Raw genomic sequence first — 24970 nt, 5'->3', positions numbered from 1 at the left:
TCGGCCGCCGGGCCGTCAGCCGGGCCGGCGTTCGGGCCGGCGTCCGGGCCGTGGGGTTCAGGCCTCGTGGTAGAAGCCCACGTTGACGCTGCGCGGCGAGGTGCGGTCCTGGACGACGACCTCACCGGAACCGCCGGGCGGCAGGGCGACCGTGCCGCCGTAGGCCAGCGGGTGGGTGGCGCCGCCGAGGACGATGCGGACCTCGGAGGAGGGGTCCGGCTGGGAGCCGCGCAGCCAGGTGAGGTGCCAGACGCCGTCGGAGCCGAACTGGAACTCCAGGTGGACCCGGGAGACGAACAGCCAGTCCGACGGCGTGCCCAGCCGGCACACCGCCTTGTCGCGGCCGACCCGCAGCACCGAGCCGGGCACGCTGGGCGCGTCGGCCATCTGCATGCCGGCCGTGGCGCCCTCCTCCGTGCCGGAGACGGCGGCCATGGTCAGTTCGAGCACTGCGCTCAGCTCCTAGGGTGCGACCGGGCGGGACCGGTGCCGATGATAGATCGGCCGGATGCCGCTCGTCCTCCGGACGGCCGGTCCTGGACAATGGACGCATGACCGAACGGAAGCCTCCGGGCGTGAACTTCGAGTCCTGGGTGGACCGCCAGATCCGCGAGGCGGAGGCGCGGGGCGAGTTCGCCGACCTGCCGGGCGCGGGCCGGCCGCTGCCGGACCTGGGCGCCGCCCACGACGACCTGTGGTGGGTGAAGCGCAAGATGGCCCGCGAGGGCCTGTCGGTGCTGCCGCCGGCGCTCGCCCTGCGCAAGGAGGCGGAGGACGCCCACGAGGCCGCGCTGGCCGCCCCGTCGGAGCAGGCCGCGCGGAGGATCCTGGAGGACGTCAACGTCCGGATCCGCGAGATGATGTACAAACCGCCGCCGGGCCCGCCGCTGGGCCGCAAGCCCTTCGACGTGGAGGGCGTGCTGGCCGAGCGGCGGGCCCGGCGGAGCTGATCGGGGCCGGATCGCAGCCGGATGGGGGCCTGATCGGGGCGAGGGCGCGGCCCTCGGGTCAGAGCCGCAGCAGCCGGTCGGTGAGCTCGCGGTAGTCGCGCAGGATCAGCCGGAGCTGCTCGGTGTCGGCGGCCGGGTCGGCGGTCTCGTCGCCCAGCGACTGCCAGGCGGTGCGCAGGGTGCGGCGCCGTGCCGTCAGGCACGAGGAGAGGCGCTCGGCCACCTCGTCCAGGACCTTCTCCGCCTCCCCGACGGACCCGCGCGGCTCGTCGACGAAGCCGCCGACGGCGTGGTGCAGCCGCTGGTTCAGCTTCTCGGTGTCCTCGTGCGGGAGCAGCCGGTGCAGGGTCTCGCCCGGACCGTCGTCGTCGGTGTGGTGGGCGCCGCCGTGAGCGCCGCCATGGGTACCGGCGGAACCGTGGGTCGCCGCGCCGTGTGTGCCGGTGCCATGGGTACCGGCACCGTGTGTGCCGGTGCCATGGGTTCCGGTGCTGTGGGTTCCGACGCCATGTGTTCCGGTGCTGTGGGTGCCCGGGCCCTGGGTGTCGCCGCCGTAGCTCTCGCCGCCGTACGACTCACCGCTCTGGGAGTCCCGCCCGCCGGTGACGCCGCCGAAGGGGCCGCCGACCGCCGTGCCGTGCTGCCCGTCGCCCGGGAAGTCGTGGCCGCCCGCCTGGGGAGCGGCGTGGGCGCCCGTGCCCTGGGCAGCGGTGCCGGTCGTGCCGTGGCCCGGGGTCAGGTGGGTGCCGGTGGCACCGTGGCCGCCCTGGGTGCCGTGGCCGCCCTGGGTGCTGTGGAAGTCCGTGGTGTCGTGGCTGTCCTGGAACACCTGGCCGTCGCGGATGCCCTGACCGGCGGACCGGTCCTGCTCGTTGCGCAGGTCGTGGTTGTCCGGGGTGCTCGGGACGCCCTGCTCCGAGAGCGGGCGGACCGGGGTGACGGCGGTGCCGGCCGAGGCTCCGGGGCCCCATCCGTCGACGGCGCCCGCTCCGTCCGCGGTCCGGTCGGCGGGCAGGCCGTTGGTGTGGCCCGTGCCGCGGTCGGTGGTGTGGTCGCCGGCGTGGTGGGTGGTGCCGTGGTCGGTCGTGCCGTGGTGGTCGCCGCCGTCCGGGTGGGTGTTGCCCTGGTCGGTCAGACGGTTCTTGATGCGGTCGGTCATGCGCTCGCTCATGCGTCAGCTCCCCTTCACGTGGTGCCGGGGGGCGTTGCCCGGCAGGTGGGACCGGACCCGGTCGCCGACGGTGCCCTGCTGGCCGTGGCGTGCGCCGTGCCCGTGGGCGTCGCCGGAGCCGGCCGGGGTGGCGCCCGTGCGATGGGTGCGGTCGTTGATCAGTTCGTCGAAGAGCGCCCGGCCCTCGACCAGGGCCTCGCGCAGCTCCTCGGTGGCCGAGCTGCTCTCCGCGGCGCCGCCCGCGGCGGCGAGGGCCGCGCGGTGGATGCGCCGGTAGCCGTTCACGTGGTGCGGGTGGTGGACGGAGAGCGCGGAGACCTGCTCCTCGTACTCGCCGCCGCCGGGGAAGCCGCGGGAGGCGGCCACTTCGGCGAGCAACCGGTCGGCCTCGGTCACCGCTTCGCGCGGCGACTCGACGAAACGCTCCTGGGCGGCCGCCCAGCGCGTCTCGTACTGCTGCCGCTCGGCCGGCTCCAGCGGCCGGATGCTCAGCTCGCCGTGGCGCTCGACGCGCGCGGTCAGTTCCCGCTCGGCGGCGGCGGTGTCGCCGTCGTACCGGGCGACGGTCCGTTCGTATTCGGGCCCGAAGCGCCGGCGGAGGTTGCGCCCGCCGTGCGCCTTGCGGGACTTGGCCATGAAGGCCGCGATCAGCACGACTGCGGCCACGATGACGATCAGAGCGATGATCACGCCTTGGGACATGGATGCCTTCCGGGGTCGCTCCCGGCCCGCTCCTCGTCGCGGACCGCTTCGTCCCGTTCGTCTTGCCGGGGCCTCATCGCTCAAACGGCGCATTCACGGCAGGGGACGCGGGCGCGGCGGGGCGGAGCGGGTGGCGGTGTTCCTCCGGAAGGGCGCGGGGGACCGCTCAGGCGGCGCGCCAGTAGCGGTGCGAGGTGGAGCCGCCGGCCCTGCGGGGCCGTTCCGCGTCGGAGCCGGAGAGCTCGTCGTTGAGCTCCTTGACCAGCTGGATCAGGTCGCGGGGCCGCTCGGGTCCCCACCAGTCGCCGAGCAGTTCGGCCATCGACTCCTCCCGGGCCCGCGACAGCCGTTCCGCCACCTCGTACCCGGCGGGGGTGAGCTCCAGGTCGAGGCCGCGGCGCACCGCGAGGCCGCGCTCCTCCACCTGCCGTCCGGCCGCCATGATCCGCTCCAGCGGCACCTTGCTGTACTCGGCCAGCACGGCCGGTTCGGTCCACCCGTACCGGCGGGTCCGCAGCAGCAGCCAGCTCGCCGCGGGCAGCAGGTCGTAGCCGGCCCGTTCGGTGATCCGCCGGTAGACCTCGCGCCGGCCCTCGCGGCTCGCCAGCACCGACAGGGCGCGCGCCGCCTCGTCGTGCGAGGAACGCTCCACGGGGTTGCTGGCCAGCGTCTCCGAGGCGTCCGGGGCGGTGACCGAGCCGCGCAGCGGGTCCTCGCGCAGCGCCAGGGCGAGCAGGAACGCGAGGGCGGCGACGGGCGCGGCGTAGAGGAAGACGTCGGTGATGGCGGAGGCGTAGGCGTCCAGGGCGCGCAGGCGCAGCGCGGCGGGCAGTCCGGCGATGCCGCGCGGGTCGGCCTCCAGGCCGTCGACGGTCACCCCGGGCGGCAGCGTGACCCCGCTGAAGGTGCTCACCAGCTTGTCGTCGAGGCGGCCGGCGAAGATCGTGCCGAAGACGGCGACGCCGAAGGAGGCGCCGATGGAACGGAAGAAGGTGGCGCCTGAGGTGGCGACGCCGAGGTCCTGGTAGGACACGGCGTTCTGCACGATCAGCACCAGGACCTGGATGACCAGGCCGAGACCGACGCCGAAGACGAAGAAGTAGACGCCCATCAGCCAGGTCGGGCTGGTCGCGTCGAGCTGGTGCAGCAGCACCAGGCCGACGGCGGTGATCAGGGTGCCTGCCACCGGGAACACCTTCCACCGGCCGGTGCGGCTGACGACCTGGCCGGAGGCGGTGGAGGCGAGCAGCAGGCCCGCCACCATCGGCAGCATGTAGACGCCGGACATGGTCGGCGAGATGCCGTGCACGACCTGGAGGAAGGTCGGCAGGTAGGTCATCGCGCCGAACATCGCGAAGCCCACGATGAAGCTGATCACCGCGGTGAGGCTGAAGGTGCGGATGGCGAACAGCTTCAGCGGCAGCACCGGCTCGGCGGCCCGCCGTTCGACCGCCACGAACGCCACCGCCAGCAGCACGCCCAGCACCGCCAGGGAGACGATCCGCCAGGACGCCCACGGCCAGGTGGTGCCGCCGAGCGAGGTGACCAGCACCAGGCAGGTGGCGACGGAGGCGATCAGCAGGGTGCCCAGGTAGTCGATGCGGTGCTTCTCCCGGTGCCGGGGGATGTGCAGCACGGCGGCGATCACGCCCAGCGCGACGACGCCCAGCGGCAGGTTGATGTAGAAGACCCAGCGCCAGCTCAGGTGCTGGGTGAACAGTCCGCCGAGCAGCGGTCCCAGCACGCTGGTCGCGCCGAAGACCGCGCCGAAGAGACCTTGGTAGCGTCCGCGTTCACGGGGCGGGACGAGGTCGCCGACGATCGCCATGGACAGCACCATCAGGCCGCCGCCGCCCAGGCCCTGCACGGCCCGGAAGGCGATGAGCTGCGGCATGTCCTGCGCCATGCCGCAGAGCGCGGAACCGGCCAGGAAGATGACGATGGCGGTCTGGAAGAGGCGTTTGCGCCCGTACTGGTCGCCGAGTTTGCCCCAGAGCGGGGTGGCCGCGGTGGCCGCCAGCATGTAGGCGGTGACCACCCAGGACAGGTGCTCCATGCCGCCGAGTTCGCTGACGATGGTGGGCAGCGCGGTCGAGACGATGGTCTGGTCGAGGGCGGCGAGCAGCATGCCGAGCAGCAGCGCGCCGATCGAGAGCAGCACGTTGGGCGCGACATGGGCGGGTTCCTGCGCGACGCCGCCCCGGGTGCCGTGTCCGGCGTGCCCGGCGTGCGGGGCGTGGGCCGCGTCGTGGGTGGCGGCCGGCACCCGCTGGTCGAACGGGGGACCGGAACCGGTGCGGCCGGTGTCCGGCTCCCCGGACCGGGGGCCGCCCGTCCCCCGCTGTGCGTCGTCGGCCATGGGTCCTCCCGGGCTCTCGACTCTCGGCCTGCACGCCTCGCCTCCACGTGCCTCGGCCTACCTCCATCGTGTCCGGAGTCACCCGTTATGGCCTGTTGAGTCCCCGAGGGCGGGCCCGAATCCCGGCCGCCGTAGGCGCACGGTCAGAAAATCTGCATAATCACGGGAGATTCCTGGGAGGGGACCCGTCGCGTGAACGAGAACCAGGGGAACGACTGCCCCGGGTGCGGTACGCCGCGCCGGGCGGATCACACCCCGTCGTGCGCCTGCGCATCGCTGGCCGCCGACGCGCTGCGTGACGCGCGCGAGCGGGAGGTCGCCGAGGCGGAGGACTTCGACCCGCTGCGGGTGCGGCCCTACGTGGGGCTGGGCTCCGGGACCGACACACCGCCGGCCGGGCAGCCGCGGGTGATCGTGGGCGAGATCGTCGCCGCGCGGGACGCCGAGGTGCCTCTCGCGGGCCCGCTGCCCCCGGAGCAGCCGGCGCCGGTCCACGGCGCGGGTGCGGGTGCGGGTGCCGCGGGCGCGAGTGCCGCGGGCGCTCGCGTCGAGGGGGCCGCCGGACCGGTGGGTCCCGGGGTGGGCGCGGGTGCCGCGGGCGCCGGTGCGGGCGCTTTCGCCGCCGCGGGTGGTCCCGGCGCCGCGAGTGGTCCCGGCGCCGCGGACGGCTTCGGCTCCGCCGACGGGACCGGGTCCGCCGGCTTCGCCGGGCCTGCGGGCTCCACCGGGTCTATGGGCTCCGCCGGGTCTATGGGCTCCGTCGGGTCGGCGGGGGCGGCCGGACCGGACGCCGCGGGGGCGCGTGGCGCGCACCGCCGCCGCCGGACGCCCAAGCGCCGGGTCGCCCTGGTGACCGCCGGTTCGGTGGTCGGCGTGGGCGCGGTGATCGCGGGCGTGACCAGCGGACTCTTCTCGTACCAGCCGCCCTCCCGGACGACCTCCCTGCCGCAGCGGGCGAGCGTCCCGGACGTGGACCCGACGGAGGTGGCCGCCGAGACGGATTTGGCGACCTCGGCCGCCCCCTCGGCTGAGCCGGACGCCTCCGCGTCGCCCAGCACCTCACCCAGCCCGTCCTCGGAGCCCTCGCGGACCCCTTCCCCCACCCCGGAGCCGGAACGTTCCAGCACCTCGGCCCCGGCCGACGGAGCGGAGAGCGACACGGGCCTGGCCGCGGGCACCCTGAGCCCCGGGGACACCGGCCCGCAGGTGGCGGAGCTCCAGCGCCGCCTGGCGGAGCTCTGGCTCTACGCCGACGAGCCGGACGGCCGGTACGACGACCAGGTCCGCAACAGCGTGAGCGCCTTCCAGTACGTCAACGGCATCAAGGGCGACGAGTACGGCACGTACGGCCCGCACACCCGGGCGGCCCTGGAGTCGGTCACCACCGGCGAGGGACGCCCTGACCACCGGTACAACGGCGACGACGACCGCCGCGACCGCGACCGCCGTCGATAGATCGACAAGGCGATAACCGGGCCCGGCCGGCGGGCGATGAGGGCCGGGCCCGGTTGGTTCTAAGGGCGGGACCTGTCCGGTCCCGCGTCATGGCGCGCTCGTGCGGCGGCGGTCAGTCACCGGCGGGCCGGCCGAGCCCGTCCCGCTCCGCCCGGACCAGGATCAGACCGTCCGCGCCCGCCGTGACGCGGATCGCCCGAAGGTCGGGCACGACCACGTCCGGGCCGTGGGCGGCGGCCCGCTCACCGATGCCGACCACCCGCATCCCGGCGGCCTTGCCGGCGGCGATCCCGGCCTCGGAGTCCTCGAACACGAGGCAGTCCTCCGGCGCGATCCCGAGCTCCGCGGCGGCCTTGAGGAAGCCCTCCGGGTCCGGCTTGGACGCGGAGACGTCCTCGGCGGTGACCCGGATCTCCGGCACGGTCAGCCCGGCGGCCGCCATGCGCGCCGTGGACAGCGCCACGTCGGCCGAGGTCACCAGCGCGTGCGGGAGCCCCCGCAGGGAGGACAGGAACTCGGAGGCGCCGGGAACCGCCACCACGCCCTCGGTGTCGGCCGTCTCCTGGGCCAGCAGCCGGACGTTGTCGGCGTGGTTCTCGGCCATGGGGCGGTCGGGCAGCAGCAGCGCCATCGTGGCGTAGCCCTGCCGGCCGTGCGCCACCCGCATCACGCGGTCGCCGTCCATGCCGTGCTCCGCGGCCCAGCGTCGCCAGACGCGCTCGACGGCGGCGTCGGAGTTGACAAGGGTTCCGTCCATGTCCAGCAGAAGGGCGCGGACGGGGAGTTCCACTGCGGCACCCACGGCCATACGGCACGGCTCCAGACAACGAGAGAAGAAAACCAAGGTGGCCCCGCCCGCCGGTCAGGGGGTGACGAGCGGGAACCACTTTGTTCCTTCACGATACAAAACCTGTCCGCTTCCCGCCACCCTGGGGCCCAGGATGTGGACACCTCCCCGCGCCGACTCCGCGCCGACGAGGCGAAAGAGCAGCTCAGAGCACGTGCGGCGCACCGAACGCGACCTGTCGACTCCCGACCGGGGGCGACCGGAACACAGCCGGAACGGCCACGCCCAACGTGCGTCGGCCCCCAGCCCCCGCCGAGTCACCAGGTCGAGCGCGGCGCGGCGGGCAAAGCGCGCGCCACCCCGCCCCGGGCCCGACGACGGAACGGATTGGGCTGCATCGCCGGACCCGGCGGCAGAACCGATCGGGCTTCGCCCGGGACCCGGCGGCGGAACCGTAGGGGCGGGGCGGCGCCACCGGGCCCCGGCGGCGGAACCGCAGAGGCGGCGCCGCCCCGGGACCCGGCCGGTGTCAGCCGGCGATCGCCTCCCACAGGCTCCACAGACCCAGCCCCACCATCACGACGGCGGCGACCTTCGTGATGAGCTCCAGCGGCACCTTCTTCATCAGCGCCTTACCGCCGAGGATGCCGATCGCCGCCACCGACCACAGCGCCAGCACCGCCCCGAGCCCCACGGACAGCGGGTCGTCGTACCGGGCGGCCAGGTTCGCGGTCATGATCTGCGTGAGGTCACCGAACTCGGCGACGAGGATGAGCATGAAACCCGCCCCGGAGACCTTCCAGAAGGACTGGTTCTCCGGCTTGCGGACCTCCTCCTCGTCCTCGCCCTTCTTCATCAGCAGCACCGCCGCCCCGCCGAGGAAGAGCACACCCGTGATCGCGTGCACGATCTGCTGCGGGAGCAGGGTCAGCACGCTGCCCGCCGCGACCGCGAGCACCACGTGGACCAGGAAGGCCGCCGCCACGCCGGCGAAGACGTAGGAGGCGCGGTAGCGCGTCCCCAGCACCAGGCCCGCGAGGGCGGTCTTGTCGGGGAGTTCCGCGAGAAAGACGACGCCGAACACGAGCGCCGTCACACCAATACTGATCACTGTTCCTCAATCGGTCGGGCCACCCCGCCGAGAGCTTGCGCGTCTGCGAACACCTCGGCACGGCAGCACACACGGATGATGCACACGGGTATGCACTGCTTGCCGAAGGTCTCGCCGGCCGCTCCGGTGACGCACCGGTGCGCGGCCCCCGGGCGCCGGCTCAGCGAGCTGAGCAGTATGTCGACGGTCCCGGCGTAGGGCTACTCCCCTTCCGCTGCGTCCATCGTACGGGAACCTCCGGGCGCGAGCGGCGGTGTGAACGTCCGGTGCGGAACATCCGGGCGAACGCGGCGGAACCTCCCTCGGCCTCTTGTCGTGGCATGTACGCGTCGCTAATTTCTCACCGGCTGCTCATCCGCCGGCAACGTGACGCGACGAGCATGCCGTCGTCCGCGCTCCACTCCCCCACCACCGAGGGACTTCGCATGCCCAAGTTCTACGCGCGTCACGGTCGTCGATTCGGCATAGTCACGGCGCTGGCCGGGATCCTCGCCTCGCTGGGCCTCTTCACCGCCCCGAGCGCCTCCGCCGCCCTCCCGACGCCGGTCAGCGCCACCACCGCCCGCAGCTACCTCGCCTCCCTCCCGGTCCAGACGGAGGTGCGCACCGGCTACAACCGCGACCTGTTCCCGCACTGGATCACCATCAGCGGTGCCTGCAACACCCGCGAGACCGTGCTCAAGCGCGACGGTTCCGGCGTCGTCACCGACTCCTCCTGCGCCGCGACCAGCGGCAGCTGGTACTCGCCCTTCGACGGCGCGACCTGGTCCCTCGCCTCCGACGTGGACATCGACCACCTGGTGCCGCTCGCCGAGGCCTGGGACTCCGGCGCCCGCAACTGGACCACCGCGCAGCGCCAGGCCTTCGCCAACGACCTGACCCGCCCGCAGCTGCTCGCCGTCACCGACAACGTGAACCAGGCGAAGGGCGACCAGGACCCCGCCACCTGGATGCCGTCCCGCACCGCGTACCACTGCACCTACGTCCGCGCCTGGGTGCAGGTGAAGTACTACTACAACCTCTCCGTGGACTCCGCCGAGAAGAGCGCGCTGACCAGCTACCTGTCCGGCTGCTGAGCCGGAACCGGAACGAGCCGGTGGCACCGCCGAGTCGGCCCTAGCCGGTCGGCGCGCCCTCGCCCCGGCGAGGTTGACGCTCCGCCCCGTCTCCCGCCCGGCTCCGACGCCCCGGCCGCGGCCCCGCCGTCACTCTCCCCGGTGACCTGGTGGGCCACGGCCGGGGCGGGGCTCTCCGGTCCGATCACACTGTCCTCGATCGGCCCACTCCGAGGAGCCCACCATGCCCCAGCCCTCGCACGACGCCTCGCACGACGCCTCCCCCGCGACCACCGCAGCCCAGGGCCCGCCCGCCGGCGTACCCGCGCCCTCCGCCGAGGTGCCCGCACCGTCCGCGGAGATGCCCGCACCGTCCGCGGAGATGCCCGCACCGTCCGCGGAGATGCCCGCGCCCTGCGCGGAGGTGCCCGCCCTCTCCGCCGAAGTGCTCGCACCGTCGGCGGAGATGCCCGCCCCTTCCTCCGCCGAGGTACGCGTGCCCTCCCCCGAGGCGCCCGCGCCCTCCACGGCGGCCGGAGCACACGCGGCGACCCTGGCCACGGCAGCGGACTCGGACTCCGCGCCCCCGGACGGGTCACCCGCCTCCCTCGCGCTCGCCGTCGACCTCGGCATCGCGGCGGCCCGCCGCTACGTCCTGGCCCTCTTCCGCGTCGTGACCGGCCTGCTGTTCGCCTGCCACGGCGCCGCCTCGCTCTTCGGCGTGCTGGGCGGCGCCCACGGCACCGGGGGCACCGTCCCGGTCGGCGCCTGGCCCGGCTGGTACGCGGCGGTCATCCAGCTCGTCGGCGGCTCCCTCGTCCTCCTGGGACTCGGCACCCGCGCCGCCGCGCTGGTCTGCTCCGGCTCGATGGCCTACGCGTACTTCACCGTCCACCAGGCGCGCGACCCGTGGCCGCTGCAGAACGGCGGCGAGCCGGCCGCCCTCTTCTGCTGGTCCTTCCTCCTTCTCGTCGTCACCGGCCCGGGCGCCCTCTCGCTGGGCGCCCCGCTCCGTCGTCTCACTTCGCGGTCGTCCACCCGAACGGCACCGTGAAGCAGCCGACGCGGGCACCCGAGGATCCGGGCTCGTCGTGGATCACCACGGAGGACGCCCCGCCCTTGCGGAAGCCCCAGTCGTGATGGGCCGAGGCCTTGCCGGAGCCCTTCGCGTCGGCCGTGAAGTCCAGCCAGACCTCGTTGCGCGGGTTGACCGCCGCCGGGTCGGTGGACGGCTTGTGCTGGTAGTGCCCGCCGGCCGCGGCGGGATCGGCGGCGCACGGCTTGGTGTGCACGTGGACGCCGTAGGCGTGGCCCGCCTTCAGCCCCTTCACCCGGAGCGTCACCGTGGTCGCCCCACCGGGAGCCGTCCGCTGCCCGACCTGCACCCAGGAGCCCACCGGGACCAGCTTCTTGTCATAGGTGAACGCCGTGGTCGCGGTCTTCTTCGGCGCGAACACGCCCTCGGTCGTCATCCGGAAACCCGGCTTCCCGCCATGGGGGTGCTGCTCGCCGCCGCCCGCCACGGCGACCCCGCCCGCCCCCAGCACGGCCATCGCCACGACACCCGCGCACACTCCCGCCCGAACTGCCATCTCCACCCGCTCCTCACTGTCGTTCACTGCTCGCCGTCGGTTCGCACTCCCGTTGATACGGGAGGAGGCCGCGCCGCGCTCGTCGACACCGGCACAAGGAGGAACGGGACCTTGAGGACATACGTGCCCTCGAGGAACGCCAATCACCTGATCGGCGTACTCTTTGGCAGTTGTCCGTCATCGGCCGCTCCTGCCGCTCCCTGCGACGCCGCGGCCCGGTAACAGCCGGGAGAGGTCCGGGAGAGAGCCGTGTGGGAGAGCGTGGGAACCCTGGCCACCAGTCCGTGGATCTACGGGCTGATCGTGATCTCCATCCTGCTGGACGTCTTCCTGCCGGTGCTCCCCAGCGGCGTGCTGGTCGCGGCCGCCGCCACCGCAGCGGCGGCGGGGACGGGAGCCGCCGCGGCCGGTGCCGACGCGGTGTCCGGCACGGCCACGGACGTTCCGGACCTGATCGTCCTCACCCTGTGCGCCACGACCGCCTCGGTCCTCGGCGACCTGGCCGCCTTCCGGGTCGGCCTGCGCGGCGGCCCGCGCCTGGACCGGGTGCTGGCGCGTTCCCGCCGCCTGCGCATCGCCCAGGCCCGGCTCGGAGCGGCCCTGGCCCGGGGCGGCGGCGCGCTCTTCCTGGTCGCCCGGTTCGCCCCCGCCGGCCGCTCGGTGGTCAGCCTGGGGGCGGGCATGGCACAGCGCCGGGTGAGCCAGTTCCTGCCCTGGTCGGTGCTGGCCGGCGTGAGCTGGGCCGGCTACAGCATCGGCCTCGGCTACTTCGGCGGCCAGTGGCTGGGTGCCGGATGGATCACCACGGCGGTCTCGGTGCTCTCCCTGTTCCTCGCGGGCGCCGCCGCCGCGTACCTGCTCCGCCGCCCCCTGGCCGACACCGCCCCGTCGGCGACGACCTGAGGCACCCGGCCACCGCGCCGAGGACGCGACTCCGCCCCCGTCGGCGGGGGCCGACGGGGGCGGAGATCAGAAGGGGCCGAGCGGTTGCCGGTCAGCGGCGACGGTCGCGGCGGTCGCGGTCGTACCGGTCACGGTCGCGGTCCCAGCGGTCCCGCTCCCAGCGGTCCCGGTCGCGGTCCCGGTCCCACCGGTCCCGCTCCCAGCGGTCGCAGCCGCGGCCGTGGTGCCGGCCGTGCTCACGGCGGTCACGGTCGCGGTCCCGGCGCCAGCACCGGTCGTGCCGGTCCCGACAGCGGTTGTCGCGCCAGTTGTGGCGGTCGTGGTCCCGGTGCTTGTGGCAGCGGTCCACGCCGACGCTCTGCGAGGCCGTGGTCTCCGGTGCGGCGGGCGCGGCCGACGCGGTTCCGGTGGCCAGGCCCGCGACCAGGGCGAAGGCGGCGACGGTGGTGGCGGTGATGTGGCGGATACCCAAGGTTCCCTCCAGGACGATCCATGACGCACACGTGACCCCGGCCGTGAGGCGTGGGGATACGTTTCCGCGTCCGGTGGACTTCGCGTCCGTTTCTACTCGTCCCGTAGGTCCGTTTTCCGCGCCTTGCGAAGTCTGTCCCCCGTTCGGCCCAGCGCGCGGATCACCGCACCCGCGCGCGAAGGCCCCGCACCCCGCACTCGAGGAGAGCCCGGGGCGGCAGGGACCGCGGCGCCGCCTAGGCCGTCGTGGCCCTCGCGCCGCCTCCCCGCACCTCCAGCTGGGCGAGCAGGTCGGCCGTCGCCTCGGCGACCGCGTCAACCGCCGCGTCGAACACCTCGCGGTTGTGCGCCGCGGGCGCGCGGAACCCGGAGACCTTCCGCACGTACTGCAGCGCGGCGGCCCTGATCTCTTCCTCCGTCGCCTCACCCGGCAGCGCGGGCGGACGGAGCGTCTTGATGCTGCGACACATACGTCCAGTGTGGCGCGCGAGCGCTCCGCACCGCACAGTTACGTGCACACCGTTCACGGCCGGCGCGCGACGAAGACCAGCTCCCGCCCCGGCCGGTCCGGCGCGTCACGGACCTCCTCCACCACGAATCCGTGCCCGGCCAGGTCCCGCTCGACCTCGTCCCGGTCCCGGAACCGGAGCGTCGAGTCCGAGGTCAGCACCGCGCCGTCCGAGGAGAAGACGTAGGTCCAGCGGAAGCTCACCAGCGGCAGGCCGACCTCGACCAGTTCGACCCAGCTCTCGACGGCCCCCTCCCCCGGCACCTCCGTGACCTGCCAGGAGTCCTCCCGCGTCCACTCCTCCCAGGCGCGCCGGTCCGGATCGCGGGTCTCGAACACCAGCCGTCCGCCGGGCCGCAGCGCCGCGCGGGCGCCCTCCAGGGTCCCGTGCCACACCTCGGGTTCGACGATCGCCTGGGCGACGTTCGCCGTCATCGTCGCCAGGTCCACCCGCAGCGGCGGCAGCTCCGTCGCGTCCCCGTGGATCCACCGCACCCGTCCGCTTCCGGGCTTCGCCCGCGCCACGTCGACGGACGCCGCGGCGGGATCGACGCCCACGACCTCGATCCCCCGCTCGGCGAGCAGGAGCGCGAAGACGCCCGTGCCGCAGCCGATGTCCAGCACCCGGCGCGCCGCGAACTCCTCCGCCATCCGCAGGTAGGCGTCGAGGTCGCCGCGGTCGGGGTCCAGCGGGTCGTAGAGCGCCGCGAGCCGGGGATGCCGGAAGCCTTCGTCGGTCATGCAGGCGAACGTAGACGCATCCGAGTGGAACCCACCACGGACTTTCCGCCGTCCGCCGATCAAACTCCGACAACGCGGGACACCCGTTCGAGGGAAACCACCGGGTCGAACTCGCCTCACTAAATCGAACAGGCGTAGCATTGTCGATGTGGCCAAGACCTACGACTTTCCGAGCGACCTGCTCGACGGTCAGGCGGAGTTGCACCAGGTCAGGGCCGAGCTCTCGGCCCTCCTCAAGCGCCTCCCCTGGTCCGTCGACCCCCACGACGGCTTCAGCGACGACAACGGCTGGCGCAAGGTCGAGCGTCCCGCCTCCCCCGGCTGGACGCCGGACGAACAGGAACAGGTCGAGAAGCTCCGCCGCCGGGAACACGAGTTGGCGGTGTTCGTCACGACGCACCCTTTCTGGACCGAGGTACAGGGCCCCGACGTCCCGGAGGCCCGCTCAGGACTGAAGCACGCCCATGAAGAACGCCGCGACAGCGCCTGACGCCGCCCGGCCGGCTGCCGCGACGCCCGACGAGCGCCGGGAGCCGCCCGCTACCGGGCGGCTCCCGGCACCACCCCCGGCACACCGGGCCCCACCGTCACGACCGCGACCACCACCACGAGCACCACCGCGACCACGATTACGACCACGACCAAGCGGACCGCCCAGGCCCGCGACGAGGCCGCGCCTCAGGAGCCGGCAGCCTCCCCGCACTCCCCCAGTGGTTCCACGGAAGCGGCCGCGTCCGTGATGGCGGGCTGGTCCGCGGGCACCGTGCCGTAGGTGCTCCGCAGCCACGTCCTGGCTTTCCCGAGCAACAGCGCCTGAGTCCCGCCGGTCTCGGGGAAGGCGAAGACGCTGTACTTCCCCGGCCGCTCGAACGCGAGGAGCCGGTAGCGGTGGTCCCGGTACCAGTCCTGCCCCCGCGAGTCGGTGAAGATCAGCTCGTGGGCGTCGATCCTGGACTCCGCGGACAGCGGTGTGCCGTCGTAGGCCAGGACGTCCTTCGCGCGGACCACGGCCCGGGAGCAGGGCGGCAGCAGCGGAATCCAGTCCTCGCCGACGTTGACGACGTCCTGCGCCACGTGGGAACCGGGCTCCCCGGTCCAGCCGTTGCCGCCCCTCTCCCTCACGGAGTAGTAGATCCCCACCGAACTCACGGGGTCGGGCGACCTGTTGACGATGACCAGGCGGTTGCCCCACTCCGAGGCCTGCCCGGGTTCCTCCGGCCTCGACTCCTCCACCCAGTAGTTGACCAGGGACGCCTGGGACCTCTCCTCGTCCTCGTCCTCCTCCGTCGACTGCTGCAGCTGGTCCTTGCCCACCTGGACGCTCATGTGGGTCGACCACGCCGTGAACCCCAGACTGGCGGCGCCCACCACGGCGGCGACGGTCAGCGCCCACGCCTCGACGCGGGACCGGACCCGCCCCACGTCCCGCCGCTCCTCCTCCAGCCTGCTCTCCCGCTCCTGGAGCCGCGCGGCCTCGGCCCGCAGTTCGCCCCGCCGCCGCGCGGCCCTCATCCCCACCCGTCGACCCACGCTCATCGCGCCCCCTGACTCACGGTTGCCGGGCAGCCGAGGCTAGTCCCGCCCCGCCGCGACGGGGCCCGTTCTGCTCCGAAGCGCCACGCCGCGAATCCCACACCCCAAGCGCCGGACACGCACAGCGCATTCGCCGTGGTACCGAGCCCGCATCGCCATGCGCCCGGCCAGGGACGGAGAGGTACGTCTACAGCGCGAGAACAGGCCGGGTGGAGAACAGGTGGTACATGTCTTCGCCCTCCGGGCCGTGGACGAACTCGGTGGCGTAGAAGGGGTTGCGGTTGGCCGTGGCCAGGGGCAGCCACTCCAGCAGGCCGCCGTAGCCGCCGCACACCGCCTCGCCGCCGTGCACCGCGGTGACATCGCTCGTCAGCTCGGTCCGGTACGTGTCGTAGGCGATGTGGAGGCCGAGGGCGTTCGGCTGCTGCTGTGGACCGGTCCGGTCGCCGTAGGGAGACCGGTCGAGGGGACAGTCGTTGCCCCAACGGAACAGGGTGGTGGATCCGGCTCCGCAGGCGTGCTCCCACTCGTCGGAGGTCGGCATCCGCAGGCCGCGAGCCGCGAGCGCGGCAGGAAGGCCGGCGGACGGCTCGGTCAGGTTCTCGTCCTCCACCGCCATCAGTACCGACGCCAAGGTGACGCGCCGGCGTGGGCTGAGTACCTGCGTGAGGTGGGCCCGCAGGTCCGGGCCGTATCCGTAACCCTGCTCCACGCTCTCCTGGTAGTCGGCCACCTGCTCGGCCGTCGGCTGCCAGGCGTCGAGGTCGAAGCCGAGCTCCACATCGCCGCCGGGCACCAGGGCGAATTCCTGTGCGGCCCGCTCGATCCGCACACGGTGCATCGGGGCACCGAGGTGTTCACCGGCCTCGACGGCGACCAGGCGTCCGCCCACTCGATCAGCTGCCTGACGCGCGACCCGACGCACGGTTGAGAGGTCGAACGACCGCCACTGGTCGAAGGTGAGATCCGCGAGAGACATGCGCCGGAGTGTTCCATGCAGGTCCGACAGAGCGGCGCCGGTGGCGGGGACTGCCGTCAGCCACTGCAGTGAAAGGCCCCCGCGACTGGTGCTCGCGGGGGCCTTTTCGCCGGTGCGCGCGGACGGTTTCGAACCGCCGACATCCGCCTTGTAAGGGCGGCGCTCTACCGCTGAGCTACGCGCGCAGGACAATACGAGCCGACAGCCTACCCTGCCGCTCCGCCACTCCCGCAAACTCCGCGTCCGGCGGGCGAACTGCCAGGGCCGTGTGGTGCGTCGACACAGGTGGGACAATGGCGGGGTCGGCCCGGCGGTGACGGGGAGTGGATGTGTCGGACAAGTCGTGGACGCCCGGGCCGGTCAAGGACGTGGTGGCGCTGCTGGCGCTGCCGCTGCTGCTGACGCCGCTGGTGGCGGGGGCCTTCGCGGGCGGTGGGACGCGGCGGTGGTTCGGGGAGCGGACGGACGACCGGCGGGCGCAGGCGCAGGAGGCGAAGGACGCGGCGGCGCAGGCCTTCTACGAGCTCGACACCGCGCAGCGGGAGCTGCGGTTGTCGCTGGAGACGATCCGGGCCGTCGACGAGTCGCCCGAGGCGCGGCGGGCGCTCGCGTCGTTCGACGAGTTCGGGCGGCGGGTCGACGAGGCCAGTCACCGGTACATCGAGGCGATCGACGCCCACGACCTGGACCGGGACGACCTGGACGCCGGCACGGCCGGCCGGGCACGCGCCGAGCTGACCCGGGCGAAGGACGAGCTGGAGCAGGTGCGGCGCGAGCTGGAACGGTTCGCGGAGGGGCTCGGGCCGCTGCTGGACAAGGCGGAGACCCGGCTGGCCCGGCTGGCCCCCGCCGCGGAGCGGGCCCGGCAGGCGCTGCGGGCGGCGGCGGAGCAGCTGGACGTCACGCGCGGGGCGGGGCTGCGCGCGGACGACCTCGCGACCCGGCTGGCCGCGCTGGGGCCGGAGCTGACCCTGCTGAACGAGGGCGCCGGACGGCACGGCGCGGCGGCCACGCTGGAGCGCGCCGACCGGATGACGCGGGAGGCGGAGGCGGTCCGTGCGGAGGCGGCGCGACTGCCGGAGCGGGCCGCGGAGATCGACCGGCGGCTGGTGTCGCTGCGGACCCGGGCCGAGGCGCTGGAGACCCGCACCGGCCAGGTCGAGCCGCTGCTGAGCGAGCTGCGGCGCGGCTTCACCCTGGCCTGCTGGGAGGACCTGCAGCAGGTGCCGGAGCTGGCGGCGCGGAACGTCACCCAGGCCGGGGAACGGCTCGCCGAGGCGCGGGCGGCCCGCCAGGAGCAGCGGTGGGCGGACGCCACAGCGCTGCTGGCGACGGTTCGCGCGCTGCTGAACGCCGCCGACGAGGCGGTCTCGGCCGTCGGGGAGCGACTGCGGCTGCTGGAGGCGGTGCGGAAGGACCCCGGCGGGGAGACCGAGCGCACCCGGTTCGCGGTGCGGGACGCGCAGCGGCTGGCGATGGCGGGACGGCACCGCCCGGACCCGCGGCACGCCGCGCCCCTGGACGCGGCGGCGGCCCGCCTCGATCGGGCCGCGGCTGCGGTGGAGGGGGCGCGGCACCCGGACTGGTGGCGGTTCCTGCGGGAGACGCGGGCGGTGCGGGAGGACGTGGCGCGGGTGGTCGCGGCGATCCGGGAGGAACGCGCGGCGGGGTGAGGCGCCGGGACCCGCCGGACAGGGCGGGGCCCACCGCCGTGCGGGTCAGCCGCAGCAGCCGCCTCCGCAGCAGCCGCCACCGCCACCGCCACCGCCCGAGGGGGCGGGAGCCGGGGACCCGCCGGAGCGGCCGCCCACGGCCACGGTGGAGAGGAGCTTGACGGTGTCCTCGTGGCCCGCGGGGCAGGGGGCGGGGGCGGAGGACTCCGCCATGGGGCGGCTGAGTTCGTAGGTGTCGCCGCACGTGCGGCAGCGGTACTCGTAACGAGGCATGGCCTCATTATGCGTTCCGGCCGCGGCCCGGGGCCCGACCCCGTCGAAGAGGGCCGAGCCGTGGCCTCAGCCAGCTGCCCGCCCCGCGCCGGGGCACGGTGAACCACGGCACCCATGAGCCCCGCCACGCCCCACGAGCACGGTCGGGCAGCGAAGGTCCGCGCAGACCGGGGAGCGGAGCAGGCCGACGGAACGGCGGAGGCGACGGAACGGCGGAGGCGAGGGAACAGCCACCGCGGCGGGCGCCAAGGTTCCGCCGCAGCGCCGCCCCGCCCGCCCCGCCGCACGGTGCGTGCCGCCCGCCCCCCGCTACCCCCGCACCGCGGCGAGGAACTCGCGCAGGATGCGCTCCCCCGCGAGGACCCCCCGCTCGACCAGCGGGACGACGGTGGGGGCGCCCCAGCCGGTGTCGGCGAGTTCGCCGTGGTTGGGGCGCCAGCCGCGGTCGACGGCGAGGAGGAGGTCGGCGTCGAGGAGGGAGTCGCCGGCGCCGAGGACCAGGTCGGTCCCGGTGCGGCGGGCGACCTCGCGGACCGCGGCGCTCTTGGTGAGCGGCTTGGGCACGGCGTAGATCTTGCGGCCCTGGAGGGAGACCGTCCAGCCGCGGTTCTCGGCCCACTCGGAGAAGTCCTTGACCCACTGCGGCGGCAGCAGGTCCCGTTCGACGACCAGGTACGCGAAGAGGTCCTCGGCGATCCGGTGCTTGCGCAGCCAGGCGGGGTCGGCGGTGCGGCGGAGGTGGTCGGAGACCTCGCCGAGCGGCGCGCACTCGTCGGCGAGGCGGGCGTCGACGGTGCGCAGCCAGTCGGGGTCGGAGACGCCGTCGACCAGCAGGTGGCCGCCGTTGGCGCAGATCGCGTAGCGGGGCGCGGGCCCCGGCAGGTGGATGCGCTCGTACTGGGCGCGGGTGCGGGTGGTCGTGGGCACGAACCACGCGGTCTCGCCGAGTTCGGCGAGGAGTTCGCCCGCAGTCTCCGTCATGAAGGAGAGCGGTCGGTGCTCGTGGGTCTCGACGCACAGCAGCCGGGGGGCGTCCGGGTCCGGCATGGTGAGCGCGAGGGCGGCCGTGGAGTAGATCAGGGTCCGGTCCAGGTCGCTGGCGACGACGGCGCGAGGGCCGCCGGTATGGGATTCGGCGGCACGGGACCGGGGGGCGCGGGCCTCGGCGGCGGGGAACTCGGTCATCGCGCGGCCACCGCCCGACCGTCGGTGCCGGTGGCGCCGCGCGTGAAGCGCGGGTGGATCAGTCCGACGCAGCTGTAGGGCAGGTCGTCCACCTCCTCGACCGGCACTCCGCGCTGGGCGGCGAGCAGCCGGACGTGGTCAAGGTCGGCGCCCGCGTCCTTCTGGGCGAGGATCTTCCACGGTACCCGGCGCAGCAGCACCCGGGTGGTCTCGCCCACGCCGGGCTTCACCAGGTTGACGTCGTGGATGCCGTACTCCTCGCTGATCCGCTCCACCGCGGCCCAGCCCTCCCAGGTGGGGGTGCGGTCGGCGGCGAGGAGTTCCTTGGCGCGGGCCTCGGCGGCGTCGGCGACGTCGTCGTAGTGGGCCGAGACGGCGTCCAGGAAGGCGACGGAGACGTCGGATCCGGCGAGCTCGCGGTAGAACTTGGCGCCGTGGTAGTCGTCCGGGCCGACCAGGTCGGCGCGCAGCACGGTGCGCGATATCAGGCCGGAGACGGTCGAGTTGAGGCAGGCGGAGGGGATGAGGAAGTCCTCCCGGGTGCCGTGGGTGCGCACGCAGGAGCCGGGGTCGGCGAGCACCGCGATCTCCGGGTCGAAGCCGGTGATGCCCTCGGTCGCCTCGAACTCCTCGATGGCGGCGGCGAGTTCGCGGGTGATGGCGCCCTTGCCGGTCCAGCCGTCGACGAACACCACGTCGCGCGGGTCGTGGTGGGCGGCGAGCCAGCGCAGCGCGTTGGCGTCGATGCCGCGGCCGCGGACGATGGAGACGGCGTAGTGCGCGAGGTCGAGGCCGTGCCGCTGCCGGGCCCAGCGGCGCATCAGCACGCCGACGGGGGTGCCGGCGCGGGCGAGCGAGACCAGCACGGTCTGCCCGCTGCGCGGCGCCCGCTCGGCCAGCACCGTCTCGGTGACCACGCCGACGGCCTCGGCGATCCGGGCGGCGGAGGTCTCCAGGGCGGCGTGGAAGAGCCGCTGGTAGTCGTCGCTGGGCTGGTACTCGACGGGCAGCGATTCGGCGTAGTGGGCGCCGCCGCTCTGGATCGCCTCCTCGCGTTCCTCGGTGGGCGCCTCGAGGGTGACGTCGGAGAGGTCCTGCAGGAGCCAGCCCACTTCGTCGGGGGCGTAGGAGGAGAAGTCCGGTCCGCGGAGGGGCTCTGGCAGCATGGCGGGCCTTTCGGGTGCGCGCGCGGGAGCGCCCTGGCGGGCGGTTCTCGCGGGGACGTGGCTGGGGACGACGGCGAGGAGCACCTGCGGGGTGTGCGCGGCGAGCTGGGCGAGCAGGCCGTCCTCTCCGTGCAGGGCGGGCGTGTCGGCGGCGGAGTCGACGACGGCGATCACGGCGTCGAAGCCGGCGCCGGCCACGTTGTACGCGAAGCGGTCGCCGGGGCCGTCGGCCGGGTCGTCGTGGGCGGGGAAGACCAGGCGGGTGCGGATGGCGTAGCCGGGGTCGTCGACCGCGAGGACGGGCGAGCGGGTGGTGGTGGAGAACCGCACGCCGGCGTCGGGGAGGTTCCGCTCGAGCTCTGCGGCGAGCCGCAGCGGGGCGTACATCAGCTCCTCGGAGCCGAGGACGAGAACGCGGCCGCGGCGGGCGGCGTCCGGGAGCGCCGCGGTGAGGCGGCCGGTCATGGCGGGCAGGGCGGCGTCGAGCCGGGCGCGGTGGGCGGGGGTGAAGCCGTGCCGGCCGCCGTCGGGGAGGCCGTCGGGCCAGCCGAGGTCCACCCGGCGGACGGCGGACGCCGCGGCCGTGCGCTGCCGCGGGACCAGGTCCGCGGCGCGCGGGGCGGCGGCCTCGGCGCGGGCCTCGTGCTCGGCGACCAGGGCCTGGCCCTTCGCCAGGACGTCCTCGGGCAGCCGGACCCGGCCGGAGGCGGTGGCGACCAGGTCGACGCGGGCGCCGATCTCCTGCGCGAAGGCGGCGAGCCGGCCGCTGTCGGCGGGGGAACGGGTGTCGACCAGCGCGACCACGACGTACCGCTCGCGGGGGTAGCGGGCGTGCAGGGCGCGGATGGTGTTGAGGACGGTGTTGCCGGTGGAGAACTCGTCGTCGACCAGGACCAGCGGGCCGTCGCCGGTGAGGAGGGCGGGGTCCTCGGGGAGCAGGAGGTGGCTGGTGGCGTGGGAGTGGGACTCCTCGAAGCCGCCGGCCGGTTCCACTCCGGGGACGGGGCGGCGGGTGGAGTGCAGGCAGGGGGCGTCGCCGAGGCCGTCGGCGACCGAGTGGCCGAGGCCGGTGGCGGTCTCCGCGTAGCCGAGGACGACGGCCCGGGCGGCCTGTTCGGCGCCCAGCAGTTCCCGGACGCGGTGGCCGAGCGCGAGGCCGTGTCCGTGGACCACGGCGGGCGACTGCGGCACGTGCTTGCCGAGGACGTGGGAGACCAGCAGGTGGGCCCGCCGGGGGTTGCGGCGCAGGGCGAGCCCGAGCAGGTCACGCAGAGCCGGGTCGCCCTCCAGGGCGAGGCCCAGCCGTTCGGCGACCCAGGTGCCGGTCCAGGTCCCGGAGCGGTCCTCGGCGGTGTCGGCTGTCTTCATGTGTCCCTTGTGTGTCCGGCCGGCGCCTCGGTGGCGTGCGCCACCAGGTGCCGGCGACCGTCTGCCTGCGTCGTCGCCCCGGGCCGCCCTCCCCACGACCCGAACCCTCCCTGCCCACGGCTCCCGCCCGGGCTCTTCACCTCACGGGCCCCCTCACCTCACGGGCCCGGAACCCTGTCCCTCGCCCCCCATGGAACCCGCCCCGCGGGACCCGGGCTGTGTGCCCTCGACCCACGTGAGCCCGGCCTATGTGGCCCCGGCCCACGTGACCCCACCCCGTGTGGCCCCGACCCACGTGGCCCCAGCCCACGAGGCCGACGAGGCCCAGGTGACCCCACCCCGGCCGGCGCGCGCCGTGAGGCGGCGGCCGTGCGCGACAGCCGCGGCAGCAGGGGCAGCCGGAGGCCGGGCGCGCGGCGGCGGGCCACCTCGTTGTGGCGCGGGCGTGCCGCCGGGCGTTCGCCGCGGCGCGGTGTCCCTCACGGGCAGGCGTCGGCGGCCGCGGTGAGCAGGTCGACGAAGCCCACGTCCTCGTGCGCGACGCCGAAGACCTCCGCGCGGAGCATGGTCCGCTCGGCCCACGCCCGGTGCGGCTTGACCTCGTTCATCTTGTTGGTGTACGCCGACCGCAGCACCCCGCCGCCGCCCCGCTCGGGCCGCAGGATGTCCTGCGCGTCGCAGAACTCCTCGTGGCTGACGACGGACAGCGCGTGGACCGGCTGGACGTGCGTGGGGTGGATGCAGGTCTTGCCCAGCAGTCCGTTGGCGTGGTCCAGGGCGATCTCCCGGAGGAGGCCGTCCATGGCGTGCTCGATCAGGGTCTCACGCAGTTCCTGCGCCTCGCCGCGGAAGGGGCTCTCCCGCAGCTGCGGCTTGAAGATTCGTTCCTGCAGCCGGAAGTACTCCCACACCGGGCCGGTGACGGTGAATCCGGTGCCGTCGGCCCGCCCCAGGACGTTGACCACGTCGGAGATGACCGAGGCGACGATCCGCACGTCGTAGGCGGTCATGTCGGGGGCCCGGCGCAGGCCGTACGCGGAGCAGAAGTCCGTGACGCCGAGCCGCAGCGCCAGCACCCGGTCGCGGTACTTGTCCACCACGTCGAAGATTCCGGCCAGCGTCTCGGTCCGGGACTCCAGGTACAGCAGCTCCGGGGACTCCAGGACCGGCATCACGAACAGCCGCCGGCCGCTGGCCGTCTCCGCGTCGGCGGCGGCCTCGAGGTAGGGGGTGCCGCGTGCCTGGGTGAACTTGGGCACCACGAACCCGGAGAGCAGCCGGACGGACGCGCCGAACCGGCGGACCAGGTCGCCGATCTGGCCGGGGTGCCGGACCCGCACGAACAGCAGCGGCAGCCGTTCGCCGGAGGTGTCGCCGAGCCGGGCGTCGAGCTCCGCGAACTGGCGGACCAGGTTCTCCTCGCCGGCCTCGACGTCGGCGTCGTCGATGGAGTCCTCCAGGCACAGCACCATCGAGACGACCCCGCGGGCGGCCTGCTTGAGCACGTCGTCGGCCAGCCGGGGGCGGGTGGCCGGGCTGTAGAGGGTGGCGCCCAGCGCCGCGGAGAGGACGGGAGCGGGCGAATCGGCCGTGAACGCGCAGGGCTGCTGGTGGAAGAGGCGCTCTCGCACCCCCGGGGCTACGTGCCCGAAGTGACGCATTGGGTGTCCCCCGTGTGAATCAGCGGCCGAAAAGGGTGGCCGGTAATAGTACGTACGGATCCATTTCTGTAGTTCCCGGGGTCCGTGAAGTTCCGGTGACAGGCATATGTCCGCTCAGGTCCGGCCAAAGCCTGCCCGGGGGCCGGCCCGGTCCGACGGCACCCCCGCATTGTCCTGGCCAGAGCCAGAGGGCAGGATTGCCCGCATGACGCACGCGATGCTGAAGGGGTCGAACGTCCCGCTGGAGGCGGGCACGGTACGCGCCGTGCTCCGGTGGTCCGCCGGACCGGGGGCGCCGGACGTGGACGCCTCCGCGCTGCTGCTCGGGACGGACGGTCGTGTGCGGTCCGACGCGGACTTCGTCTTCTACAACCAGCCACGGCATCCCTCCGGGAAGGTCTGGCGGCTCGGCAAGAAGCGCGTCACCGAGGGCCTCACCGACACGGTCCAGACGAACCTCGACGGTGTCGAGGCGGATGTCGGCCGTGTTCTGGTCGTCGCCTCGGCGGACGGCGTTCCGTTCTCCCGCGTGGAGGACCTGCGCATCCTGCTGTACGACGCGGACCTGCCGGACGGGGCTCCGCTGGCGTACTTCGACATCGTGCCGGAGACGGGCGAGGAGACCGCCATGATCTGCGGCGAGCTCTACCGCCGCGGCGGGAGCTGGAAGTTCCGCGCCCTCGGGGAGGGGTACGCGAACGGGCTCGAAGGCCTCGCGGCGGACTTCGGCATCTCGGTGGAGGAGCCGGAGGCCGACGCGGCCGGAGGGCACGCGGAGGGGGCCGCCGCGGAGGGCGGGCCGGACTTCTCGCGGCCGTCGGCCGCGGTGTCGGCGGAGGACGTCACGGCGCCCGCGATGGCGGCGCCGCCGACGACCCCGGGGTACGGGTATCCGCCGCCGGCCGCGCCGGTGGCGCCCACGGGGTACGGGTATCCGCAGCCCGCTCCCGCACAGCGGGTGCCGGCGCACGCCTCCGCGTACGGCTACCCCCAGCCCGTCGGCGACCAGGAGTTCCGCCTGCCCCCCATGGGCCCCCAGTTCCTCTCCCGCTGATCCCGCCGACCCCGCAGATCCCGGAGACCCCGCAGATCCCGCCGACCCCGCAGAGCCCGGAGACCCCGGAGATCCCGGAGACCCCGGAGATCCCGGAGACCCCGGAGATCCCGCCGACCCCGCAGAGCCCGGAGACCCCGGAGATCCCGCCGACCCCGGAGATCCCGGAGACCCCGGAGATCCCGCCGACCCCGCAGATCCCGGAGACCCCGCAGATCCCGCCGACCCCGCAGAGCCCGGAGACCCCGGAGATCCCGGAGACCCCGGAGATCC

General features: G+C 74.3%; 24 protein-coding genes and 1 tRNA gene. 8 read left to right on the top strand and 17 right to left on the bottom strand.

Going from position 1 to position 24970, the window contains the following annotated elements; genetic code table 11:
* Positions 1–57: 57 nt before the first annotated feature.
* Complete coding sequence (locus tag ACWD3O_RS16280; RefSeq protein WP_451409952.1) at positions 58–450, bottom strand: hypothetical protein; 393 nt, start codon at positions 448–450, stop codon at positions 58–60.
* A 101-nt stretch (positions 451–551) separates the two neighbouring features.
* Between ACWD3O_RS16280 and ACWD3O_RS16275 the strand changes: the two genes are divergently transcribed.
* Positions 552–950: a DnaJ family domain-containing protein gene (locus tag ACWD3O_RS16275; protein ID WP_451409951.1), complete on the top strand. Its 399-nt coding sequence runs from the start codon at positions 552–554 to the stop codon at positions 948–950.
* A gap of 58 nt (positions 951–1008) precedes the next feature.
* Here ACWD3O_RS16275 and ACWD3O_RS16270 read toward each other — a convergent pair whose 3' ends face one another.
* From ACWD3O_RS16270 to ACWD3O_RS16260, 3 genes are all read right to left on the bottom strand, one after another.
* Positions 1009–2121: a hypothetical protein gene (locus ACWD3O_RS16270; protein ID WP_451416314.1), complete on the bottom strand. Its 1113-nt coding sequence runs from the start codon at positions 2119–2121 to the stop codon at positions 1009–1011.
* Positions 2122–2124: 3 nt separating this feature from the next.
* Positions 2125–2823: a hypothetical protein gene (locus ACWD3O_RS16265; RefSeq protein ID WP_451409949.1), complete on the bottom strand. Its 699-nt coding sequence runs from the start codon at positions 2821–2823 to the stop codon at positions 2125–2127.
* Positions 2824–2989: 166 nt separating this feature from the next.
* On the bottom strand, positions 2990–5182 hold the full coding sequence (locus tag ACWD3O_RS16260; protein ID WP_451416313.1) for a DHA2 family efflux MFS transporter permease subunit: 2193 nt from the start codon (positions 5180–5182) through the stop codon (positions 2990–2992).
* Positions 5183–5374: 192 nt separating this feature from the next.
* Between ACWD3O_RS16260 and ACWD3O_RS16255 the strand changes: the two genes are divergently transcribed.
* Positions 5375–6637 carry a peptidoglycan-binding domain-containing protein gene (locus ACWD3O_RS16255; protein WP_451416312.1) on the top strand — a complete coding sequence of 421 codons (1263 nt, stop codon included), beginning with the start codon at positions 5375–5377 and terminating at the stop codon, positions 6635–6637.
* Between the two features lie 112 nt (positions 6638–6749).
* Here the strand turns inward: ACWD3O_RS16255 and ACWD3O_RS16250 are convergent, their stop codons facing one another.
* Both ACWD3O_RS16250 and ACWD3O_RS16245 read right to left on the bottom strand, forming a co-directional pair.
* A complete protein-coding gene (locus ACWD3O_RS16250; protein ID WP_451416311.1) occupies positions 6750–7445 on the bottom strand; it encodes an HAD-IA family hydrolase in 696 nt (231 codons plus the stop codon).
* Between the two features lie 508 nt (positions 7446–7953).
* Complete coding sequence (locus ACWD3O_RS16245; RefSeq protein WP_451416310.1) at positions 7954–8535, bottom strand: TMEM165/GDT1 family protein; 582 nt, start codon at positions 8533–8535, stop codon at positions 7954–7956.
* 425 nt (positions 8536–8960) lie between these two features.
* Here ACWD3O_RS16245 and ACWD3O_RS16240 point away from each other — a divergent pair, with 425 nt between their 5' ends.
* Both ACWD3O_RS16240 and ACWD3O_RS16235 read left to right on the top strand, forming a co-directional pair.
* Positions 8961–9611: an HNH endonuclease family protein gene (locus ACWD3O_RS16240; RefSeq protein ID WP_451409944.1), complete on the top strand. Its 651-nt coding sequence runs from the start codon at positions 8961–8963 to the stop codon at positions 9609–9611.
* 610 nt (positions 9612–10221) lie between these two features.
* The gene (locus ACWD3O_RS16235) at positions 10222–10644 is read left to right on the top strand and encodes a DoxX family protein (protein WP_451416431.1); all 423 of its coding nucleotides are present in this window, start codon (positions 10222–10224) and stop codon (positions 10642–10644) included.
* Here the strand turns inward: ACWD3O_RS16235 and ACWD3O_RS16230 are convergent.
* Positions 10610–11182, bottom strand: coding sequence for a superoxide dismutase family protein (locus tag ACWD3O_RS16230; protein WP_451416309.1), 573 nt, complete (start codon positions 11180–11182; stop codon positions 10610–10612). The genes ACWD3O_RS16235 and ACWD3O_RS16230 overlap by 35 nt on opposite strands.
* A gap of 249 nt (positions 11183–11431) precedes the next feature.
* Between ACWD3O_RS16230 and ACWD3O_RS16225 the strand changes: the two genes are divergently transcribed.
* Entirely contained in the window at positions 11432–12085 is a 654-nt protein-coding gene (locus tag ACWD3O_RS16225; RefSeq protein WP_451416308.1) for a DedA family protein, read from the top strand.
* A 91-nt stretch (positions 12086–12176) separates the two neighbouring features.
* On the opposite strand, the gene ACWD3O_RS16220 is transcribed toward ACWD3O_RS16225, so the two are convergent.
* The 3 genes from ACWD3O_RS16220 to ACWD3O_RS16210 all read right to left on the bottom strand — a co-directional run bounded on the left by ACWD3O_RS16220 (position 12177) and on the right by ACWD3O_RS16210 (position 13805).
* On the bottom strand, positions 12177–12557 hold the full coding sequence (locus ACWD3O_RS16220) for a hypothetical protein (RefSeq protein ID WP_451416307.1): 381 nt from the start codon (positions 12555–12557) through the stop codon (positions 12177–12179).
* Positions 12558–12792: 235 nt separating this feature from the next.
* Positions 12793–13026 carry a DUF2277 domain-containing protein gene (locus ACWD3O_RS16215; protein ID WP_451409940.1) on the bottom strand — a complete coding sequence of 78 codons (234 nt, stop codon included), beginning with the start codon at positions 13024–13026 and terminating at the stop codon, positions 12793–12795.
* Positions 13027–13079: 53 nt separating this feature from the next.
* Positions 13080–13805, bottom strand: a complete 726-nt coding sequence (locus tag ACWD3O_RS16210; RefSeq protein WP_451416306.1) for a class I SAM-dependent methyltransferase — start codon at positions 13803–13805, stop codon at positions 13080–13082.
* Between the two features lie 148 nt (positions 13806–13953).
* On the opposite strand from ACWD3O_RS16210, the gene ACWD3O_RS16205 reads away from it, so the two are divergent.
* Complete coding sequence (locus ACWD3O_RS16205; RefSeq protein WP_451416305.1) at positions 13954–14295, top strand: hypothetical protein; 342 nt, start codon at positions 13954–13956, stop codon at positions 14293–14295.
* Positions 14296–14483: 188 nt separating this feature from the next.
* On the opposite strand, the gene ACWD3O_RS16200 is transcribed toward ACWD3O_RS16205, so the two are convergent.
* The 3 genes from ACWD3O_RS16200 to ACWD3O_RS16190 all read right to left on the bottom strand — a co-directional run bounded on the left by ACWD3O_RS16200 (position 14484) and on the right by ACWD3O_RS16190 (position 16502).
* Positions 14484–15341 carry a hypothetical protein gene (locus ACWD3O_RS16200; RefSeq protein ID WP_451416304.1) on the bottom strand — a complete coding sequence of 286 codons (858 nt, stop codon included), beginning with the start codon at positions 15339–15341 and terminating at the stop codon, positions 14484–14486.
* A 184-nt stretch (positions 15342–15525) separates the two neighbouring features.
* The gene (locus ACWD3O_RS16195; protein WP_451416303.1) at positions 15526–16317 is read right to left on the bottom strand and encodes a hypothetical protein; all 792 of its coding nucleotides are present in this window, start codon (positions 16315–16317) and stop codon (positions 15526–15528) included.
* 113 nt (positions 16318–16430) lie between these two features.
* Positions 16431–16502 (bottom strand) — tRNA-Val (locus tag ACWD3O_RS16190).
* A 144-nt stretch (positions 16503–16646) separates the two neighbouring features.
* On the opposite strand from ACWD3O_RS16190, the gene ACWD3O_RS16185 reads away from it, so the two are divergent.
* Complete coding sequence (locus ACWD3O_RS16185) at positions 16647–17990, top strand: hypothetical protein (protein WP_451416302.1); 1344 nt, start codon at positions 16647–16649, stop codon at positions 17988–17990.
* Positions 17991–18035: 45 nt separating this feature from the next.
* Here ACWD3O_RS16185 and ACWD3O_RS16180 read toward each other — a convergent pair whose 3' ends face one another.
* The 4 genes from ACWD3O_RS16180 to ACWD3O_RS16165 form a co-directional block, all read right to left on the bottom strand.
* On the bottom strand, positions 18036–18263 hold the full coding sequence (locus ACWD3O_RS16180) for an FmdB family zinc ribbon protein (RefSeq protein WP_451409934.1): 228 nt from the start codon (positions 18261–18263) through the stop codon (positions 18036–18038).
* A 309-nt stretch (positions 18264–18572) separates the two neighbouring features.
* A complete protein-coding gene (locus ACWD3O_RS16175) occupies positions 18573–19448 on the bottom strand; it encodes an HAD family hydrolase (protein WP_451416301.1) in 876 nt (291 codons plus the stop codon).
* Positions 19445–21982, bottom strand: coding sequence for a phosphoribosyltransferase (locus ACWD3O_RS16170; protein ID WP_451416300.1), 2538 nt, complete (start codon positions 21980–21982; stop codon positions 19445–19447). Before ACWD3O_RS16170 ends, ACWD3O_RS16175 begins: the two co-directional genes overlap by 4 nt.
* A gap of 479 nt (positions 21983–22461) precedes the next feature.
* Positions 22462–23643, bottom strand: a complete 1182-nt coding sequence (locus ACWD3O_RS16165) for an HpcH/HpaI aldolase/citrate lyase family protein (protein WP_451409931.1) — start codon at positions 23641–23643, stop codon at positions 22462–22464.
* A gap of 205 nt (positions 23644–23848) precedes the next feature.
* Here ACWD3O_RS16165 and ACWD3O_RS16160 point away from each other — a divergent pair, with 205 nt between their 5' ends.
* Positions 23849–24697, top strand: coding sequence for a TerD family protein (locus ACWD3O_RS16160; RefSeq protein WP_451409930.1), 849 nt, complete (start codon positions 23849–23851; stop codon positions 24695–24697).
* Positions 24698–24970: the final 273 nt, after the last annotated feature.

It is taken from the genome of Streptomyces sp. NPDC002640 (assembly GCF_053592575.1).
Note: the sequence above shows the minus strand (reverse complement) of the source record. Positions and strands in the feature narration are given on the sequence as shown.